This window comes from Delftia tsuruhatensis (assembly GCF_903815225.1).
GTDB lineage: Bacteria > Pseudomonadota > Gammaproteobacteria > Burkholderiales > Burkholderiaceae_C > Comamonas > Comamonas tsuruhatensis_A.
In genome coordinates this window covers 4443344-4461243 of the sequence record NZ_LR813084.1, presented here as the reverse complement: position 1 = coordinate 4461243, position 17900 = coordinate 4443344, and the positions used below count along the sequence as shown (strand labels likewise).

The 17900-nt window shown below is 60.1% G+C and carries 14 protein-coding genes and 1 riboswitch; of the genes, 10 read left to right on the top strand and 4 right to left on the bottom strand.

The features are described from left to right. Positions 1-5 precede the first annotated feature (5 nt). Positions 6-941, bottom strand: a complete 936-nt coding sequence (locus L1Z78_RS20305) for an inositol monophosphatase family protein (RefSeq protein ID WP_234638152.1) — start codon at positions 939-941, stop codon at positions 6-8. 223 nt (positions 942-1164) lie between these two features. On the opposite strand from L1Z78_RS20305, the gene L1Z78_RS20300 reads away from it, so the two are divergent. The 9 genes from L1Z78_RS20300 to L1Z78_RS20260 all read left to right on the top strand — a co-directional run bounded on the left by L1Z78_RS20300 (position 1165) and on the right by L1Z78_RS20260 (position 12751). After that, entirely contained in the window at positions 1165-1956 is a 792-nt protein-coding gene (locus L1Z78_RS20300) for an RNA methyltransferase (protein WP_234638151.1), read from the top strand. Between the two features lie 35 nt (positions 1957-1991). Then, on the top strand, positions 1992-2816 hold the full coding sequence (gene cysE / locus L1Z78_RS20295) for a serine O-acetyltransferase (RefSeq protein ID WP_234638150.1): 825 nt from the start codon (positions 1992-1994) through the stop codon (positions 2814-2816). A gap of 41 nt (positions 2817-2857) precedes the next feature. Beyond that, positions 2858-3520 carry a nitroreductase gene (locus tag L1Z78_RS20290; RefSeq protein ID WP_234638149.1) on the top strand — a complete coding sequence of 221 codons (663 nt, stop codon included), beginning with the start codon at positions 2858-2860 and terminating at the stop codon, positions 3518-3520. A 61-nt stretch (positions 3521-3581) separates the two neighbouring features. After that, positions 3582-3707: riboswitch (TPP riboswitch) on the top strand. 251 nt (positions 3708-3958) lie between these two features. Beyond that, positions 3959-5893 (top strand): phosphomethylpyrimidine synthase ThiC, encoded by a 1935-nt coding sequence (gene thiC / locus L1Z78_RS20285; RefSeq protein ID WP_234638148.1) that lies wholly within the window; start codon positions 3959-3961, stop codon positions 5891-5893. Positions 5894-6063: 170 nt separating this feature from the next. Beyond that, positions 6064-7716: a CRISPR-associated endonuclease Cas3'' gene (locus tag L1Z78_RS20280; RefSeq protein ID WP_234638147.1), complete on the top strand. Its 1653-nt coding sequence runs from the start codon at positions 6064-6066 to the stop codon at positions 7714-7716. 178 nt (positions 7717-7894) lie between these two features. Beyond that, complete coding sequence (locus tag L1Z78_RS20275) at positions 7895-8062, top strand: hypothetical protein (RefSeq protein ID WP_234638146.1); 168 nt, start codon at positions 7895-7897, stop codon at positions 8060-8062. A 122-nt stretch (positions 8063-8184) separates the two neighbouring features. Beyond that, a complete protein-coding gene (locus tag L1Z78_RS20270) occupies positions 8185-9384 on the top strand; it encodes a polysaccharide pyruvyl transferase family protein (protein ID WP_234638145.1) in 1200 nt (399 codons plus the stop codon). Between the two features lie 119 nt (positions 9385-9503). Continuing rightward, entirely contained in the window at positions 9504-11831 is a 2328-nt protein-coding gene (locus L1Z78_RS20265; RefSeq protein WP_234638144.1) for a glycosyltransferase, read from the top strand. Then, positions 11828-12751 carry a class I SAM-dependent methyltransferase gene (locus L1Z78_RS20260; protein WP_234638143.1) on the top strand — a complete coding sequence of 308 codons (924 nt, stop codon included), beginning with the start codon at positions 11828-11830 and terminating at the stop codon, positions 12749-12751. The genes L1Z78_RS20265 and L1Z78_RS20260 overlap by 4 nt, the downstream gene beginning before the upstream one ends. A 5-nt stretch (positions 12752-12756) precedes the next feature. Here the strand turns inward: L1Z78_RS20260 and L1Z78_RS20255 are convergent, their stop codons facing one another. Both L1Z78_RS20255 and L1Z78_RS20250 read right to left on the bottom strand, forming a co-directional pair. Beyond that, positions 12757-14013, bottom strand: a complete 1257-nt coding sequence (locus L1Z78_RS20255; RefSeq protein WP_234638142.1) for an ABC transporter ATP-binding protein — start codon at positions 14011-14013, stop codon at positions 12757-12759. 151 nt (positions 14014-14164) lie between these two features. Next, the gene (locus L1Z78_RS20250; protein ID WP_234638141.1) at positions 14165-14851 is read right to left on the bottom strand and encodes a 2OG-Fe(II) oxygenase; all 687 of its coding nucleotides are present in this window, start codon (positions 14849-14851) and stop codon (positions 14165-14167) included. A 649-nt stretch (positions 14852-15500) separates the two neighbouring features. Here L1Z78_RS20250 and L1Z78_RS20245 point away from each other — a divergent pair. After that, entirely contained in the window at positions 15501-16514 is a 1014-nt protein-coding gene (locus tag L1Z78_RS20245; protein ID WP_418921714.1) for a porin, read from the top strand. On the opposite strand, the gene L1Z78_RS20240 is transcribed toward L1Z78_RS20245, so the two are convergent. Further along, a complete protein-coding gene (locus tag L1Z78_RS20240) occupies positions 16511-17899 on the bottom strand; it encodes an efflux transporter outer membrane subunit (RefSeq protein WP_234638139.1) in 1389 nt (462 codons plus the stop codon). The genes L1Z78_RS20245 and L1Z78_RS20240 overlap by 4 nt on opposite strands. Position 17900 lies beyond the last annotated feature (1 nt).

Here is a 17900-nt window from a genome sequence, read left to right as displayed (position 1 = left end):
CTGTATCAGGCGCCGGGCTGCTGCCCGGGCTGGGCCGATTCCTCGGCATCGGCGTCGGCATCGGGGGCGGGCTGCTCGGCCGCCCGACCGTCCTCGGCCAGCGCCTGGCGCACGCCGGCCTTCTCGCCCGCCGTGGCGAACTTGCTGTACTTGCCAACGATGCCCACCAGCGCCCCATAGATGCGCGGATTGCCCGCCAGGCATTCCTTCTGCTCCAGGAAGTCGGCCTCACCCGTGAAATTGCCGACCAGGCCACCGGCCTCGGTCACCAGCAGGCTGCCGGCGGCCACGTCCCAGATCTGCAGCCCGCTTTCAAAGAAGCCATCGGCAAAGCCGGCTGCCACGTAGGCCAGGTCCAGCGCGGCGGCGCCGGGGCGGCGAACGCCGGCGGTTTCCTGCATCACGTCGCCCAGCATGTTCATGTACTGCTTGAAGTTGTCGCCACGGCGGAAGGGGAAGCCCGTGGAGATCAGGCTGTCCTTGAGCTGGATGCGCTTGGACACGCGGATGCGGCGGTCGTTCAGGTAGGCGCCACGGCCGCGCGTGGCCGTGAACAGGTCGTTGCGCGAGGGGTCATAGACCACGGCATGCTCGACCTTGCCCTTGAAGGCCAGCGCGATGCTCACGCAGTACACGGGGAAGCCGTGGATGAAGTTGGTGGTGCCGTCCAGCGGATCGATGATCCAGACGTAGTCGGAGTTCTTGGCGCCGAATTCCTTGCCCGATTCCTCGGCCAGGATGCCGTGGCCGGGGTAGGCGCCCAGCAGCGTCTCGATGATGGCCTGCTCGGCCGCCTTGTCCACCTCGGTCACGAAGTCGTTGACCTGCTTCTGTGCGACGCGCACGGATTCCACGTCCAGGGCCGCGCGGTTGATGATGGCGCCGGCGGCGCGTGCGGCCTTGATGGCCACGTTGAGCATGGGATGCAGGTTGGTCGACATAGATTGTGAAGCGTGGGCGGGGCAGCGGCTGCGCATGCGGTTGTGCCGCAGTGGCGAATAGCAGGCTGTTTGACGCGGATAAGAACGGAAAAAGCCGCGTCCGGCGATGCGGGGCGGCGACAATAGCGCGCAATTTTAACCGGCTTGCCCGATTTGTGCTGCGCGACCCGTTCCACCCTGGGGACTCTGCCCGGCGCGCGCCGGCTGCCAAGCCCGCCATGCCATGAAAACCCGATTCGTACTGATAGAGACCAGCCACGCCGGCAACGTCGGCGCCGCCGCCCGCGCCCTGAAGACCATGGGCTTCGACGACCTGGTGCTGGTGCGCCCGCGCTGGCCCAACGTGCTGCGCAAGGAAGAGACCATACAGCGCGCCAGCGGCGCCCTGGACGTGCTGGGCAATGCCCGCGTGGTCGAGACGCTGGAAGAAGCGCTGGACGGCATCAGCCACCTGTGCGCCACGGCCATGACGCCGCGCGACTTCGGCCCGCCCACGCGCACGCCGCGCCAGCATTTCGAGTTGCTGCTCAGCGGAGCGCTGGATGTGCCGGCTGCGCCCGATGAAGCCGCGCTGCCTTCGGATGCACCGGCTCCGCGCTGCAACCAGTCGGGCGTGGCCTTCCTGTTCGGCTGCGAGCGCTTCGGCATGAGCAACGAGGATGTCTATCGCAGCGATGTGGCGCTGTCGATTCCGTCCAATCCGCAGTTCGGCTCGCTGAACCTGGGGGCGGCCATCCAGGTCGTGGCCTATGAGTGGCGCCAGGCGCTGGGCGGCTTTCCCGTGGTGGAGCACACGCCCGCGCCGCAGCGCGCCGACGCGGCCCAGGTGGCCGGCATGCTGGGCCATTGGGAGCAGGCGCTGGCGCACATCGGCTTCCTCGATCCGGCAGCGCCCAAGAAGCTCATGCCGCGCCTGAACCAGCTTTTCAATCGCTCGCAACTGACCACCGAGGAAATCCACATCCTGCGCGGTGTCGCGAAGGCCATGCTGCAGAGCACCCCACCGAACCGCTAGACTGAGCGGTCTTGTCAACAATAACCAGCCCCTAGATGCTTGACCGCCTGCGCTCCGATATCCAGTGCATCCTCGACCGCGACCCCGCGGCACGCAGCACCTGGGAGGTCATCACCTGTTATCCGGGGCTGCATGCGATCTGGCTGCAGCGCCCGGCGCACTGGTGCTGGAACCATGGCCTCAAGTGGCTGGGGCGCTTCATCTCGCACATCGGCCGCTGGCTGACGGGCATCGAGATCCACCCCGGCGCCGTCATCGGCGAGCGCGTCTTCATCGACCATGGCATGGGCGTCGTCATCGGCGAGACGGCCGTGGTGGGCGACGGCTGCACCATCTACCACGGCGTGACCCTGGGCGGCACCTCGCTGTACAAGGGTGCCAAGCGCCATCCCACGCTGGGCCGCGACGTGGTGGTCAGCGCGGGCGCCAAGGTGCTGGGCGGCTTCGAGGTGGGCGACGGCGCCAAGATCGGCAGCAATGCCGTGGTCATCAAGCCCGTGCCTGCGGGCGCCACGGCCGTGGGCATTCCCGCGCGCATCATTCCCAGCAAGAACGGCCACAGCGCGGATGTGACCGAGCAGGAGCAGGCCGTTGCCGGGGCCGATGCCATCAAGGTGCCGGCTGCCGCCGCGCCCCAGCCGTTCACGGCCTATGGCATCACCCAGGAGGTGGACCCCGTGGCCCAGGCCATGCGCAGCCTCAGCGAAGGCGCGTCGGCCCACGAGCAGCAGATCGCGCTGCTGTGGGAGGCGATCGCCAAGCTCTCGGCCGGCAGCAAGGTGGGCGACTGCGTGCCCTGCGAGTCCGAGCGTCCGCAGGCCTTCCAGAAGGACAGGATCGACCAGATCCTGGGCAAGTGAGCCCGCAGCGAAGACGATTCTTTCAGGAGACAGAAGCCAGCATGAACGTTGAACAGGCCTTGCATGCGCGCCGCTCCGTGCGCGCCTTCCTGCCCCGGGTGCCCGATGCGGCCCTGGTGCGCAGTCTGATGGAACAGGCGGCCCAGGCGGCCTCGGGCGGCAACCTCCAGCCCTGGCGCGTGCTGGCGCTGACGGGCGAGCCGCTGCAGCAGTTGCTGGATGCCGTCGCAGCCGCCCAGCCCGACGACGCCCGGCCGGGCCTGTCCTACCCGCCCAACCTGTGGGAGCCCTACCGCAGCCGGCGCTTCGCCAACGGCGAGGAGCTGTACCAGTCGCTGGGCATCCCGCGCGAGGACAAGCCCGCGCGCCTGGAGCAACTGGCACGCAACGGCCGCTTCTTCGGCGCGCCCGTGGGCCTGATCGTGGCCGTGGACGAGCGCATGGGCCTGCCGCAGTGGACGGACCTGGGCATCTACCTGCAGTCCTTCATGCTGCTGGCCTGTGCCCATGGCCTGGCCACCTGCGCCCAGGGCTTCTGGCGCCGCTACAACGAGGCCGTGACCCGGGCGCTGCCCCTGCCCGAGGGCTACCACGTGGCCTTCGGCATCGCGCTGGGCTACGAGGACAGGAGCGCGCCCATCAACGGCTGGCGCGCCACGCGCGCACCGCTGGCCGAGTGGGGCGAGCTGCGCGGCTTCGCCTGAAGGCTGGCGCTGGCATCGGGCAAACCCGTAGCCGGGCGACGGCCTGCCATCGCCTATACTGGCCGCTGCTCCGGGGTGTGCTGATGCACTGAGATGCCAACCGGTCCATGCGCTGCATGGGCCAGGCGGCGAACCCGACGAACTTGATCCGGTTCATACCGGCGGAAGAAGAGCGGGACCCTGAAGCAGGGCCGAAACCAGAGGAAGACGTCCGCAGCCCCCGGCTCGCGGACACGGGCCGCAAGGCCCATCGTCCCTGCGCATCGGCCCTTGCCACCCAAGGATGCTCGCGCACCTTGGCGTGCGCGGCCATCAGGGGCCAAGGCCGACAGGCCCTGGCAGGCCCACACCGGCATCGGTGCGCGGCCGTGGCAAAGCCCAAGGAGTGTCCGGTTCCCGGAGCGTTGACAAGCAACGCTTTGACTGCAAGGAACCGACATGAACGCTCCCGATCCGATCTTCACCCCCGCCGCAGGCGCGGCTCCCGACGCGCAGCGCTTCGCCGAACTGCTGGCACAATCGCGCCAGCCCTTCCCGTCATCCACCAAGAGCTATCTGCAGGGCGCGCTGCACAGCGACCTGCGCGTGCCCGTGCGCGACATCCAGCTGACCAATGGCGAGCAGGTCAGCGTCTACGACACCTCGGGTCCCTACACCGACCCGAGCGTGGCCATCGACGTGCGCAGCGGCCTGCCGGGCGTGCGCAACGCCTGGATCGAGGCGCGCGGCGACAGCGAGTACTACGCCGGCCGCCTGCGCCAGGCCCTGGACGATGGCGGCAAGCGCGGCGAGGAGGACGAGCGCGTGGCCCGCCTGCGCGCCGAGGCCGCATCGCTGCAACGCCAGCCCCGCCGCGCGAAAAGCGGCGGCAACGTCACCCAGATGCACTACGCCAGGAAGGGCATCATCACGCCCGAGATGGAATACGTGGCCCTGCGCGAGAACGGCCGCCGCGAATGGATGGCCGAGTACCAGAAGGACGCCGCGCGCGAGCTGCGCCTGGCCGGCAACAGCCTGGGCGCGGCCATCCCCAGGATCATCACGCCCGAGTTCGTGCGCGACGAAGTGGCGCGCGGCCGCGCCATCATCCCGGCCAACATCAACCACCCCGAGATCGAGCCCATGGCCATCGGGCGCAACTTCAAGGTCAAGATCAACGCCAACATCGGCAACTCGGCCGTGACCTCCAGCATCGAGGAAGAGGTGGAAAAGCTGGTCTGGGCCATCCGCTGGGGCGCGGACAACGTCATGGACCTGTCCACGGGCAAGAACATCCACACCACGCGCGACTGGATCATCCGCAACTCGCCCGTGCCCATCGGCACCGTGCCCATCTACCAGGCGCTGGAGAAGGTCGGCGGCATCGCCGAGGACCTGACCTGGGAGATCTTCCGCGACACGCTGATCGAGCAGGCCGAGCAGGGCGTGGACTACTTCACCATCCACGCCGGGGTGCGCCTGGCCTACATCCACCTCACGGCCCAGCGCCGCACGGGCATCGTCTCGCGCGGTGGCTCCATCATGGCCAAGTGGTGCATGGCCCACCACCGCGAAAGCTTCCTGTACGAGCATTTCGAGGACATCTGCGACATCATGAAGCAGTACGACGTCAGCTTCTCGCTGGGCGACGGCCTGCGCCCCGGCTGCGCATCGGACGCCAATGACGAGGCCCAGTTCGCCGAACTGCAGACCCTGGGCGAGTTGACCCAGCTGGCCTGGAAGCACGACGTGCAGACCATGATCGAAGGCCCTGGCCACGTGCCCATGCACATGATCCAGGCCAACATGACCGAGCAGCTCAAGCACTGCCACGAGGCGCCGTTCTACACCTTGGGCCCGCTGACCATCGACATCGCCCCCGGCTACGACCACATCGCCAGCGCCATCGGCGCGGCCATGATCGGCTGGTTCGGCACGGCCATGCTGTGCTACGTCACGCCCAAGGAACACCTGGGCCTGCCCGACCGCGACGACGTCAAGCAGGGCATCATCGCCTACAAGATCGCCGCCCACGCCGCCGACGTCGCCAAGGGCCACCCCGGCGCCCGCGCCCGCGACGACGCGCTCAGCCAGGCGCGCTTCGACTTCCGCTGGGAAGACCAGTTCAACCTGGGCCTGGACCCCGACACTGCGCGCGCCTTCCACGACGAGACCCTGCCCAAGGACAGCGCCAAGGTCGCCCACTTCTGCTCCATGTGCGGCCCCAAGTTCTGCTCCATGAAGATCACCCAGGAAGTGCGCGAATTCGCCGCCGCCAAGGGTATTTCCGAACAGGACGGCATTGCCGCCGGAATGCAGGCCAAGGCCCAGGAATTCAATCGTGCGGGGGGAGAGTTCTATATACCGATTGCCAGCGATACCACGGCGCGCTGAAAGACCGCCCGATTGAGGCAGGAAATACCGGCAAGGCCGGTGTTTCTTCTATAGTCGATCCAGCCTTGGATTGACTCCCGGACACCGCAGGCGTTGATGCGCCTGCGGTGTTTCTGCTTGGGACAAATCCGAAATTTCGAGGGAATACAACAGAAAATCAGACCAGTCCTATGGGAGACTTCTTCGCGCATTCAACGTCCGACACGTCAAAGGGCAATTGGCAAAGCCTGCCGGATCACCTGAAAGGCGTGGGCGCGCTGGCCCGGCAGTTCGCCGACGCCTTTGGCGCAGGCGCGCTGGCCGAGGTGCAGGGGTGGCTGCATGACCTGGGCAAGTACACGCAGCCGTATCAGCTGCGCCTGCAGGGCAGCAGCGTGCGCGTGGACCATTCCACCTGGGGTGCGCGCATCGCGGCCAGGCACTATCCCGGCATAGGGCATTTGCTGGCCTACGGCATTGCAGGCCACCACGCGGGACTGGCCAATGGCGATGGAGAGGGCGAGCGCACGGCATTGCGCCAGCGTCTGGATGACGGCTATGAATTGCCCGCACTCGATGCCGCCTGGGAGGCTGATATCGCGCTGCCGCCGCAGCTCGCCATGCCGGACCTGAAGATCCACAGCCGTGAGCGCAGGAATTTCCAATTGGCATTCGCCACGCGCATGCTGTTTTCCTGCCTGGTCGATGCGGATTTCCTGGATACCGAGCGCTTCTATGGGAAGACCGAGAGCGGTGCCGATCACCGAAGTGGTGGTGAGCCAGCGCCCAGTCTGCAGGCGCTGCGGTCCCAACTGGACGCGTATCTGGCGGGCTTGCCATCCGGTGGGAGCGTCAACGCCACTCGCGCAGGCATCCTGCAGCATGTGCGCGGGCAGGCCGATCTGGCCCCAGGACTGTTCTCGTTGACCGTGCCCACGGGCGGGGGCAAGACGCTGGCCTCGCTGGCCTTTGCGCTGGACCATGCGATACGCCATGGCCTGCGCCGCGTGATCTTCGTGATCCCCTTCACCAGCATCGTGGAGCAGAACGCCGCCGTGTTCCGCAAGGCGCTGGGCCCGCTGGGCGATGCCGCCGTGCTGGAACACCACAGCGCCTTCGTGCCGTCCGAGCCGCCGCGCGACGATCCCGAAAAATACCAGTCGCAAAAGAAGCTGCAGCTGGCCATGGAGAACTGGGACGCGCCCATCGTCGTCACCACGGCCGTGCAGTTCTTCGAAAGCCTGTTTGCCGCCAAACCCTCGCAGTGCCGCAAGCTGCACCGCATCGCGGGCAGCGTGGTGGTGCTGGACGAAGCGCAGACCATGCCGCTCAAGCTGCTGCGGCCCTGTGTGGCGGCCATTGACGAGCTGGCACGCAACTACCGCAGCAGCTTGGTGCTGTGCACGGCCACGCAGCCGGCGCTGGCGGCTCCTGCGTTCGAAGGGGGCTTGCAGCAGGTGCGTGAACTGGCGCCAGCGCCCGAGCAACTGTTCAAGCAACTGGAGCGCGTGCGCGTGCGGCATCTGGGTGTGCTGGACGACGAGGCACTGGCCGAACACATGCGCTCGCGCGAGCAGGTGCTGTGCATCGTCAACAACCGCCGCCATGCGCGGGCCGTCTTCCAGGCCATGGCCGATCTGCCTGGGGCACGCCATCTGACCACGCTCATGTGTGCCAGGCACCGCAGCGCCGTGCTGGCCGAGGTGCGGCAACTGCTCAAGGATGGAAAGCCCTGCCGCCTTGTCTCGACGAGCCTGATCGAGGCCGGCGTGGATGTGGACTTTCCCACGGTGCTGCGTGCCGAGGCGGGCCTGGACTCCATCGCCCGCGGGCGCGTGGATTGAAACCGAGACCTGCTGCTGTCGATTGCTCGATCAGCAGTCGCGCCCTTCGCGGGCGCGCGGATTGAAACGCGGTTCTGACTTATTTTGAGATTCAGGAGTATTTTTTGAGAATTTGAAAAAATGAAATGATATTTATTGAAATGCTGCTGATTTGATAAATGTTGGTAACTTTTTCTTGATGGCTATTGATTTCGTGATTCTTATAGGGAAAATAATTTTTCAGGGGATAGATGCATGGCACGGCATCCTGTATGGACAACCTCGCCAGCAGGAGCTGCCCGCCATGCAGGCGCCGTCTGCCGCACTTTCAGATTCCAAGAAGGTATGGAAGTTTTCTTTTGCTTGATGTAGCATGAAACATCACAAGAGATGTTGCGACAATTTGGTTAGACTAGAAAATTTGAATTGATAATTGAATTCTGATTTTCAAGTAAATTGAAAATTTCACCTATTTGAAAACATGAAAATATGAATGGTATGGAAATTGAATCATCGCAAAAAAATAGGCCGTGGCGCATAGGTATTTTTGGAACCTTTGATGTTCAAAATTATGGTGATCTTCTTTTTCCAATAATCGCGAAGCTGGAGCTTTCGCTGCGGCTGGGGGCGGTGGAAGTGATTCCATTTTCCTATCATGCCAAGTCATCGCAGGATTGGCCATATGATGTCGTTTCTCTCGCCGACCTGCCTCGCATGGCGGGCGAGCTTGATGCCATTCTCATCGGTGGTGGCTTCATAGTTCGTTTTGACAAGTTCGTAGCACCAGGATATGTGCCAGCGGAAGATTGGATTCACCATCCCACTGGATATTGGTTGGCTCCTGCATTGATAGGTATCCAGCATGGAATTCCTGTCATATGGAATGCGCCGGGCATGCATTGCAACGACATCCCATTGTGGAGTCATCCATTGCTTTCGGTGATGTTGAAGTACAGTACCTATGTATCGGTTCGCGATGAACCGAGCAAGAAGGCGCTGGAGAAATTTCTGAATCCTGATCGTGTGAAAATGGTTCCTGATACGGCGTTCTCGTTGGGACGGTTCATCCCCCAGCATGCTGCCACCGAAAAGGCCAGGCTCATACGAGAGCAGTTGGGCTTGAAGAAGCCTTATGTAGTCATCCAGGCGACCCAGAACCTGGAAAGATTCACCGATCACATCCGAAGATTCCGTGATGAGCAGCCTGATGTCAGTTTTCTTCTTCTGCGTCTGGGTCCGGTGCTGTGTGATCATGAATCGTTCATCGATCGGGAATTGCCCGATACCTACAGCTTGCCTGAATGGCCATCTCCAATGGTTCTCGCGGCACTGATCGCGGAGTCGGAAGGTGTTGCCGGTCATAGCTATCATCTTGCAATCACTGCGTTGTGCGCAGGTGTTCCGGTTTTCACTCCAAGCGATCTTTCTATCGGAAAGTTTACTGCGCTGTCAAAGTTCGAAACGGTGTATCCATTGTCCACCTTGGCGGTTGATGATCCTCTATGGCTGAAAAACCGGCTTGGCAGAAAAATGCCACTGGATTTGATGGCCGGTGCCGAAAATGAATTGAGGCAGCATTGGGACCATGTGGCAGATTGTGTTGGGGTTCGTCATCCTCAGTCTATAGCTGCGATGAACGAGTTCATGATGTCATTGCCATTCCTGCTCGAGGGTTCCCATGGCGAATGAGAAAAAGACTGTTCGTGAGAAAAAAGCATTGATTCGATGCTGGATCGATAAATACTCGAGAGACGCCTTGAGAATCGGCAAGTCAGCTGCCAGAATTCAAGCCAACGCTATGGAACCCCATGAAAAGTAATACGGATGAGCAAAGAGCACTTCCATCTTCTGCAAGTATGCTGGATGTGAAATCTGACGAGATTGGAAACTCTCAGACGTCCAGGGGTGAAATTGCTGTCTTGCAGCAGAAAATTGAACAGCTTGAGAAAGAGTTGAAGCTCAGCAAAGATGTCGTTGCATCGCGTGACATGGGCATCGCCTGGCTCCGGAGTGAAGTTGATGCAGTAAAGCAGATGCTTGAACAGCGAAGGAGAAGTTTTCGATACCTCTTGGTTGATGGGCTGTACCTGATTGCGGAGCGCTCTCATCTGGCTCGGACGCTGGGAAATATGTTGCTACCCCATCGTTTGAAAAACCGGTTGTATTCAAATTCTCTCAATGGTCAGCGGGCAAGCCAGCAGCATGTCATTCATCACGAAAAAAGAGACGAGCAGCGGTTGCTGCCCGGGGTTTGCAACGGAAGAATGGATATAGTTTGCCTGGCCAACATTGAATGGTCTGCGCGCTATCAAAGGCCGCAGCATATGATGTCTCAATTTGCTGCCAATGGTCATCGTGTATTTTATATTGTACGATCCATAAATCCGGAGCAGGGCAGGCCTTACGTCATGCGACAAGTAGCTCCAAACGTCTATGAAGTAGGTCTGGGTTTTTTTTGTCATGAGGATTTCTATAAGAATGGAATGTCTCATGAAAATTTTCTTGCTGTCAACGGATCGTTTTCACGGTTGTCGTCGGATGCCGGAATCAGGGAGGCTCTGATTGTAGTTCATCTGTCCTACTGGACGAAGTTGGCAGTGGATCTTCAAGAGAAAAGATTTTGGCGCCTGCAGTATGACTGCATGGATGAGTGGGAAGATTTCCCAGATATCGGTCAGCAGCTTCTGATGGAGGAGGAAATCCTTATCGACAAGGCTGATCTGGTGACGGTTACTGCATCCATCCTGGAGAGAAAATGGGCGGCCAAGAGCAGAAAATGTGCCTTGGTTAGAAATGGGGTGGATTTTGAATTTTTCTCATCCAATTGTGTGAAAAATGAATTGCTTGCCCATTTGAAGAGGCCGGTCATAGGATTCTATGGGGCCTTGGCGCCTTGGATAGATTTCGCTCTGCTGAATTATCTGGCGACACGGCGTCCGGAATGGGATTTTGTTTTGGTGGGAGATTGTTTTGTCAAAGACGTCGAAGGCATTGATAGGCTGCCTAATGTGCATTTGTTGGGGAAGAAGGCCTACGATCATATGCCCCGTTACCTGCATGGATTTGATGTCTGCCTGATTCCATTCAAGTTGAACAAGGTCACTCACGCGGTGGACCCTGTCAAGTTCTATGAATACATCAGCGTGGGTAAGCCGGTTGTCAGTGTTCCATTGGAAGAGATGGCGATCTACGAGGACTATGTCTACTTTGCTGCGGAATATGGCGACTTTCTGTCCAGGATCGAGGCTGCGCTGAGGGAAGAGGATGCGGATCTGATCCATCGCAGGATTCAATTGGCAAAGGCCAATGACTGGAGGCATCGCTATGTTTCAACGGAAAAGGCGTTGAAATCCCTGTATGCAAAGTGCTCCATTGTCATCGTCAGTTATAATAATTCCGACTTGACCCGGCAATGCATCGAAAGCATTGTCACACGCACCACATATCCTCATTACGAAGTGATCGTCGTGGATAATGCCTCCCAGGATGATACTTGCGATATGTTGCTTGCCATGCAGCGCCACATCCCGAACCTGAAATTGATTCTCAATGATGAGAATCGTGGTTTTGCCGCGGCTAACAACCAAGGGATCGCGCAGGCCGAGGGGGCGTATGTAGTGCTTCTCAACAATGATACGGTGGTCACCAATGACTGGCTCGAAGCCATGCTGCGGCACTTGCGGGACAGTCGAATCGGCCTGGTTGGGCCGGTCACCAACTCAGTTGGCAACGAGGCGAAGATCGCTGTGGACTACACCAATCTGGAGCAGATGCACGAGTTTGCTGCCCGCCATACCGTCGCGAACGCCGGCCATCATTTTGATATCTCCGTGCTGGCCATGTTTTGTGTGGCAATGCGGCGCGAGGTATTCGAGGAGATCGGTGCCCTTGATGAAGGATTTGGCATTGGCATGTTTGAGGATGATGATTACTGCCGCCGGCTTCAGGCTGCCGGATATCGTACGGTGTGTGCGGAAGACTCTTTTGTGCACCACTACGGTCAGGCATCCTTCAAGAAATTGATCGACTCGGGTGAGTATCAGGTGATCTGGGAGCGAAATCAGGCATATTTCGAAAGCAAATGGGGTACATGGACACCACATTCCAATAGCCGATCTTCAGAAAGGTTTTCATGATTTCCGACGAAGAGATTACCGCGAATCATTGGTCAAAAAATGTGGCGAGTTCAGATGCCTTTTCGCCACAGGTTTACTGGCTGGCTGTTCCGGCCGTGCAGCGACGCTTTCAGCGAAAGGCTTGTGCCAACACTCCACATGAGTGGTGGGGAACCTATTGCATGAAGGAGTTTTTTGACAGATCCCCTGCCTCCTCAAGAATGCTGAGTATTGGCTGTGGCAGCGGATCTCTGGAGCGGGAACTGTTCCGGCTGAATGCCTTTGGTCATTTTGATGCAATTGATATTGCGAAGGGGGCCATTGACATTGCCCGTGCTGAGGCAGATGCGATTGGTGCTGGCAATATTAATTACATTGTCAAGGATGTTCAAAGCACGCCGCTTGGCAACGGAATCTACGATGCCGTTTGGTTTAACGGGTCCTTGCACCACATCAAGCAGCTTGAAAAGGTTTGCCAGTCTGTTCGTGCGGCACTGAAGCCCGGTGGCTGGGTTTTTTTCAATGAATATGTCGGTGCGAATCACTTTGCATTCAGTGATTTTCAACGCTCGATTATTTCTGGTGCATTTCAGTTGATTCCCCCGGAATATCGCCGATCTTTCCAGGTGGAGCATTTCGGTAAGGTGCAGCACGGGGTTCCGCTACCTGACCCTGCTGAAGTGGTGAAGGTTGACCCATCGGAGGCTATCAGATCCCAGGATATAAGAAGGGTATTGTCCGAGAATTTTTCTGAGTGTGCATTCAATGCCTGTGGCGGGAATATATTGCAATTCGCCCTGCATGGGATTGCGGGAAATTTCGTGGAAAGTGATCCTCGCTCAATGGAATTGCTTGAAATGTTGTTTCAGATTGAGGATACGATGATTTCTAATAATTTTCTTGAGACCGACTTTGCCATCGGTGTCATGAGGGCTGTTTGATATATTCAATTCGAATCGGTATTGGTGGGTGTGCTCAGTTCGATTCCAAGGTCTACAATACCGAGAAATGAATGATTGCGACTGGCTACCGTGTCGAAGCTTAGCAAGCCTACTTGCTTTTCAATCAATAGCGATGTTTCTTCGCTGTGTCCATTCATCAGCTTGATGGTAATGTGATATCGGCCTGGAGACAGCTTGGCCGGAAAACGAAAGACCAGGCTTGCGGAAATCCATCCGTTGTCTGCATCTTTGGAAGAGATTTGGAAATTCTGCCCGCCTACGACAAGAAGCCTTGCCTCCTGAACGGTAAGGCTGATATTGGGCCGGTGGACGGATTCATGAAATCGACAGTTGATTTCAATATCAATGTTTTCGCCAAATGCGAATGACGAGTAGAAGCCGCCTGTATTGGTGAAATGAGCGGAAGTGATTTCTCCTTCTTTGGTGCCGAACGCGAAGTGTGCATTATTCACAATTTTCTTCTGTGCTACAGGAGTTTTCCCGCTGCTGGCCCATTGGCGCTGCTCATCTCTCATGTCAAGCAGGTACATTTCTGCCATTTCTTCGGGCGAGCCGATGGATTTCAACCTCCCTGCACTGAGATAGATTGCCTTGTTGCAGAAGCGTTTCACCATGCTCATGTCGTGAGAAACAAACAGCAGTGTGGTTCCATTTTTCGCCAATGCTTCAAGCCTGCCGAGACATTTGAATTGAAAGGAGGCATCTCCGACCGCCAGCGCCTCATCGATGATCAGAATGTCCGGGTCAATGCATGCAGATACGGAAAATGCCAAGCGGACAAGCATTCCGCTTGAATAGGTCTTGGTGGGTTGTTCCATGAAGTCACCGATATTCGCAAAATCGGCGATCTCATCGAAACGGGAATTCATCTCTTCCCGGCTCATCCCAAGCAAAGCACCATTGAGATAGACATTCTCACGACCTGTAAAATCAGGGTTGAAGCCTGATCCCAGTTCCAGCAGGGCTGCGACTTTTCCTCGGGTCAGGCTGCTTCCCGTACTTGCATTCAGTGTTCGACAAATGATCTGCAACAGTGTCGATTTTCCACTTCCATTTCTGCCAATGATTCCTACGGACTCGCCCTTTGCGACGCGAAAAGAGATATCTCTCAGTGCCCAAAATTCACGAAACCGCTGTCTGCCGAAAAAAGGGAGCATCTGCATGAGCCGAGCCTGCGGGCTGTCATAGATCCGATAGCACTTGCTCAGAGACTCAACCTCAATTGAAAAATCAGAAGACATCGGAGAATCCTTCAAGGCTTTTCTAAAAAACGCAGATTTCCAGGAACGCGAAGTCGGATTGAGGTGGCTGGCGTACGGATTTTGTCATTTTGATGGGCTGCATGTCGAAGGAGTATGAATTCCTTGCATGGATGGAGTAGCCGGGTTTGCTTCAATCAGCAACATAGTCGTGTAGTTCCATTTCCGAGCCAGGTGGCCACATGGAGCTGATGGAGCCAGGTTGATAGAACGTCACGGTCACGCTGCGGCGCGATGCACGAACCCGTGCAGAAACCTTGGTTACTTCGTGCCAGGATTCATCCGAGCGTACGAAAGCCACGGAATTTCCTACATTCGGGCTGACAAGGGCTGCAACATCCTTGGCATTGGATGAATTGAGTATGGCAAGGCAGCCGCCATCTGCTGCAAGCCAGTTTTCATTGAAATAAAAGACATGCGTGACCTTTTTTTCCGGAAGATCGCGATGGGGTCCAAGCAATGCACCAGATCCATAATGGTACAGATTTGCCTCCATGGGGAAATGTGATAAATCGATTCCAGTCAATGATGACATGGCACTACGATAATCATCGGAAATCAGGTCTTGCGCGAATTCCATCCAGCCAGGGCTCAGGAATTCCGGTCGGGATATATTTTTTTCGCCCATTGGAATCAATGACCTGGCATCGTATCGGTAGTCCTTTTCTCCCCCGTAGGCTTCTACGGTGCGGAAGTGGTCGGTTGGGTAGGTTTGAGAAAGCAATGCACAATTTTCTGGTGAATACAGTCCGGATATTTCTGCCCAGCGAAAAGGGATTGTATTCAGTTGGCAATTCAGAATTTGGTTGAAATTGAGCATCGCATTGAATTATTAGGTGGTGCTGGATTGTACAATTTTCATGAAAACAATCAATATTTTGCTACGGACTCATTGCGATAAATCATGCGTGATGGGTTGGCATGGGGGCCGGCACTGCAGTGCAAAGAAAGAACACGCTGTCCATCACTGCCTTATTCGTGTGCCATGCCCTGAATGAAGCTCGGTCGCAACACTCGCCGGGCTCATGCAACGGGGACTCTGCCGCTTGATCCATGGCCAGCCAGGCCGCGTGTCCTTGGCCATGTGAGGGTGGAGCCCGCGAGCAAGCAAGCCGGGTTGGCGTCCGGCCCATGCGGCAGCAGTGCACCAAGGGAAAACACTTGGCCCATCACGCCGGATAACGATCACCGCACCGCTGAATCGTTTATCTGTTCGCCCGTGGGCCTTGGAGAATCTGACGACCAGCCACAGCCGGATCGGGTCCCGCGTTTCCCTCCCGGCATCCAAAGCAACAACAGGCTGGCGGCCCGGTTGCGCCCTTGTCCCCGGACGACGGCGTGCCTGGCGACGGGTTTCAGTGTGCCTCCGCACTGGTCGGGAATCCGGCGCGGGGGCGTTCGCCAACTGGCAATCCAGAGGAGGAGGGAGCATGCGACAGAAGACGATCCATTGGCTGGGCGCCGCGCTCATGCTGGCGGCGGCGGGCACGGTCCAGGCCCAGAGCACGGTCACGCTCTACGGGCGCGTATCGGGGGGCATCGACTACCAGACCAATGTGTACGACCCGGCCACCGGAAAGTCCGGCATCCTGTGGCGCGGAGGCGGCAACCAGTGGGGCACGAGCATGCTCGGCTTCAAGGGCCAGGAAGACCTGGGCGGAGGGCTCAAGGCGCTGTTCCTGCTCGAATCGGGCTTCAGCCTGGACGATGCGCGATTCAACGGTCCGGGCTTCTTCAATCGCCGCAGCTTCGTGGGCCTGCAAAGCGGGTGGGGCACCTTGAAGCTGGGCAAGGACATGCCGATCTCGGACGCGCACTGGGCGCTGGACCCCACGGGCCAGCAGTTCATCAGCTCGGCCACGCTGGTGCGCGGGCGCAACTGGGGCGGGCACGACAACATGGTGTCCTATGAAACGCCGAACTGGAACGGCTTGCGCGCGCTGGCCCTGACCAGCCTGGGCGAGCAGGCCCAGGGCGTGACACGGCTGCGCAAGGATGCGCTGTCCGTGGCCTATACGACGCCCACCTATGAGTTGCGCGCCATCTACGACGTGGCCCGCGATGCCAACGGCCGCTACAGCGATCTCTACACCCGCTCGCGCAACCTCACGCTGGGCGGCTCGGTGACGCTGGATGCGCTCAAGCTGTTCGCGGCCTACGAGCAGTTGTCCGCGCCGGACAGTGCGGCAGGCCAGCCCGACAAGGCCAGGCACTACTGGATGGGCGCGCGCTACCGGGCCACGGGGCCGTTGACGCTGATCGGCGCGGCCTATCGCACCACGGTGAACCGGGGCGGTGGCAGCGCCAACCTGTTCATGCTGGGGGCGGACTACGGTCTGTCCCGGCGCACCCTGCTGTATGCCAGCGTGGGCACGGTGCGCAATGGTGGCAACGCCAGCTTCTCGGTGCAAGCCACGAACAACAACCCGGCGCCGGGCCGCTCGCAGGCAGGGCTGTATCTGGGCATGGTGCATTCGTTCTAGCCTGGCGCCGTCAGTCCGCCGCCCAGCACCTTGTACAGGGTCAGCTGGTTCTGAAGCTGTTCCAGGTGCAGGGCGGACAGGGCCAGTTGTGCCGTGCGCTGGCGTTCCTGGGCATCCAGCCAGGAGCGCAGCGGGACCTGGCCAGCCCGGTAGCGGGCCTCATAGAGCCGCGTGATCTCCAGCGCTTCCTGCAGTGCGCGCTGCTGGGCGCCTTCCTGCTCCTGCAGCCGGGTGCGTGCCGACAGGGCTTTTTCGGTTTCGGACAGCGCGGCGTACAGCGACTTGCGGAAGCTGACCACGGCCTCTTCGTACTGGTTGCGCGCGATGGCCGTGTTCAGCCGCATCTCGCCCACGTTGAGGAAGGGCAGGGTCATGTTGGCGCCCAGTGCGGCGACGGGGTTGGCCAGCAGGTCGAGCAGCGCGTTGCTGGAGCCGCCCAGGCTGCCGGTCAGCGACAGCGTGGGGTAGTAGCGCGCGGCCGCCGCGTCGCTGCTGGCCAGCGCGGCACGCAGGCGCAATTCGGCGGCGCGCAGGTCCGGGCGTCGGCCCAGCAGCTCGGCCGGCAGGCCTGCCTGCACGGCGGGCAAAGCCAGCGTGGGCAAGGCCTGCGGCTCGCCGCCGGGGGGCTGGGCGCCCGCCAGCAGCTCGGCCAGGCTCTGGCGCAGTTCGGCGCGGGCCTGCAGGTACTGGCTTTGCAGCGCTTCCTGCTGGGCCAGCGATTGCCGGGCCTCGCGCAATTCCAGGCTGGAGACGGCGCCGCTGCGGTACTGGGCCTGCACCAGCTCCAGGGTGCGGCGCGCGTAGGCCAGGCTTTGGCCGGTGGAGTCCAGGCGCTCGTTGGCCTGCGCCAGTTGCCAGTAGAGGCCGGCGGCGGTGGTGGTGAGGGTCAGGCGCACGGCCTGCAGGTCCTGCGCGCTGGCCTCGGCCTCGAAGCGGGCGGCATCGCGCTGGGCTCCGAGGCGGTCGAACAGGTCCAGCTCCCAGGCCACGCTCAGCGATGCGCTGGAGGTCTCCAGCGTGCTGCGCGGGCTGCCCGACAGCGGGCGGCTGGCTCCGGTGCCGAGCGTGCCGCTGGGCTGGGGCAGCAGCGCGCGGCCGGCCAGTTGTGCCTGCAGCGCGGCGCGGCGCACGCGGATGCCGGCCGTGGCCAGGTCGGGGTTGCGCTCCAGGGCCAGGGCGATCCAGGCGTCGAGCCGTGGGTCGCCGAAGCGGTGCCACCAGGGGGCGGTCATGGGGTCGGCCATGGGCTGGGCCGTGGCGGGTTGCGCATGTTCGAACTGCGCGGGCAGCGCCACTGCGGGGGCCTCGTAGGGGGTGCGCGTGAGCGCGCCGCAGCCGGCAAGGGCTGCCGCGCAGGCCAGCACGCTGGTCTTCAGGAGTTGCATT

Coding starts and splice junctions, on each gene's coding strand:
- L1Z78_RS20305 (WP_234638152.1), bottom strand. CDS start 941: ATGTCGACCAACCTGCATCCCATGCTCAACGTGGCCATCAAGGCCGCA.
- L1Z78_RS20300 (WP_234638151.1), top strand. CDS start 1,165: ATGAAAACCCGATTCGTACTGATAGAGACCAGCCACGCCGGCAACGTC.
- cysE (WP_234638150.1), top strand. CDS start 1,992: ATGCTTGACCGCCTGCGCTCCGATATCCAGTGCATCCTCGACCGCGAC.
- L1Z78_RS20290 (WP_234638149.1), top strand. CDS start 2,858: ATGAACGTTGAACAGGCCTTGCATGCGCGCCGCTCCGTGCGCGCCTTC.
- thiC (WP_234638148.1), top strand. CDS start 3,959: ATGAACGCTCCCGATCCGATCTTCACCCCCGCCGCAGGCGCGGCTCCC.
- L1Z78_RS20280 (WP_234638147.1), top strand. CDS start 6,064: ATGGGAGACTTCTTCGCGCATTCAACGTCCGACACGTCAAAGGGCAAT.
- L1Z78_RS20275 (WP_234638146.1), top strand. CDS start 7,895: ATGGCTATTGATTTCGTGATTCTTATAGGGAAAATAATTTTTCAGGGG.
- L1Z78_RS20270 (WP_234638145.1), top strand. CDS start 8,185: ATGAATGGTATGGAAATTGAATCATCGCAAAAAAATAGGCCGTGGCGC.
- L1Z78_RS20265 (WP_234638144.1), top strand. CDS start 9,504: ATGAAAAGTAATACGGATGAGCAAAGAGCACTTCCATCTTCTGCAAGT.
- L1Z78_RS20260 (WP_234638143.1), top strand. CDS start 11,828: ATGATTTCCGACGAAGAGATTACCGCGAATCATTGGTCAAAAAATGTG.
- L1Z78_RS20255 (WP_234638142.1), bottom strand. CDS start 14,013: ATGTCTTCTGATTTTTCAATTGAGGTTGAGTCTCTGAGCAAGTGCTAT.
- L1Z78_RS20250 (WP_234638141.1), bottom strand. CDS start 14,851: ATGCTCAATTTCAACCAAATTCTGAATTGCCAACTGAATACAATCCCT.
- L1Z78_RS20245 (WP_418921714.1), top strand. CDS start 15,501: ATGCTGGCGGCGGCGGGCACGGTCCAGGCCCAGAGCACGGTCACGCTC.
- L1Z78_RS20240 (WP_234638139.1), bottom strand. CDS start 17,899: ATGCAACTCCTGAAGACCAGCGTGCTGGCCTGCGCGGCAGCCCTTGCC.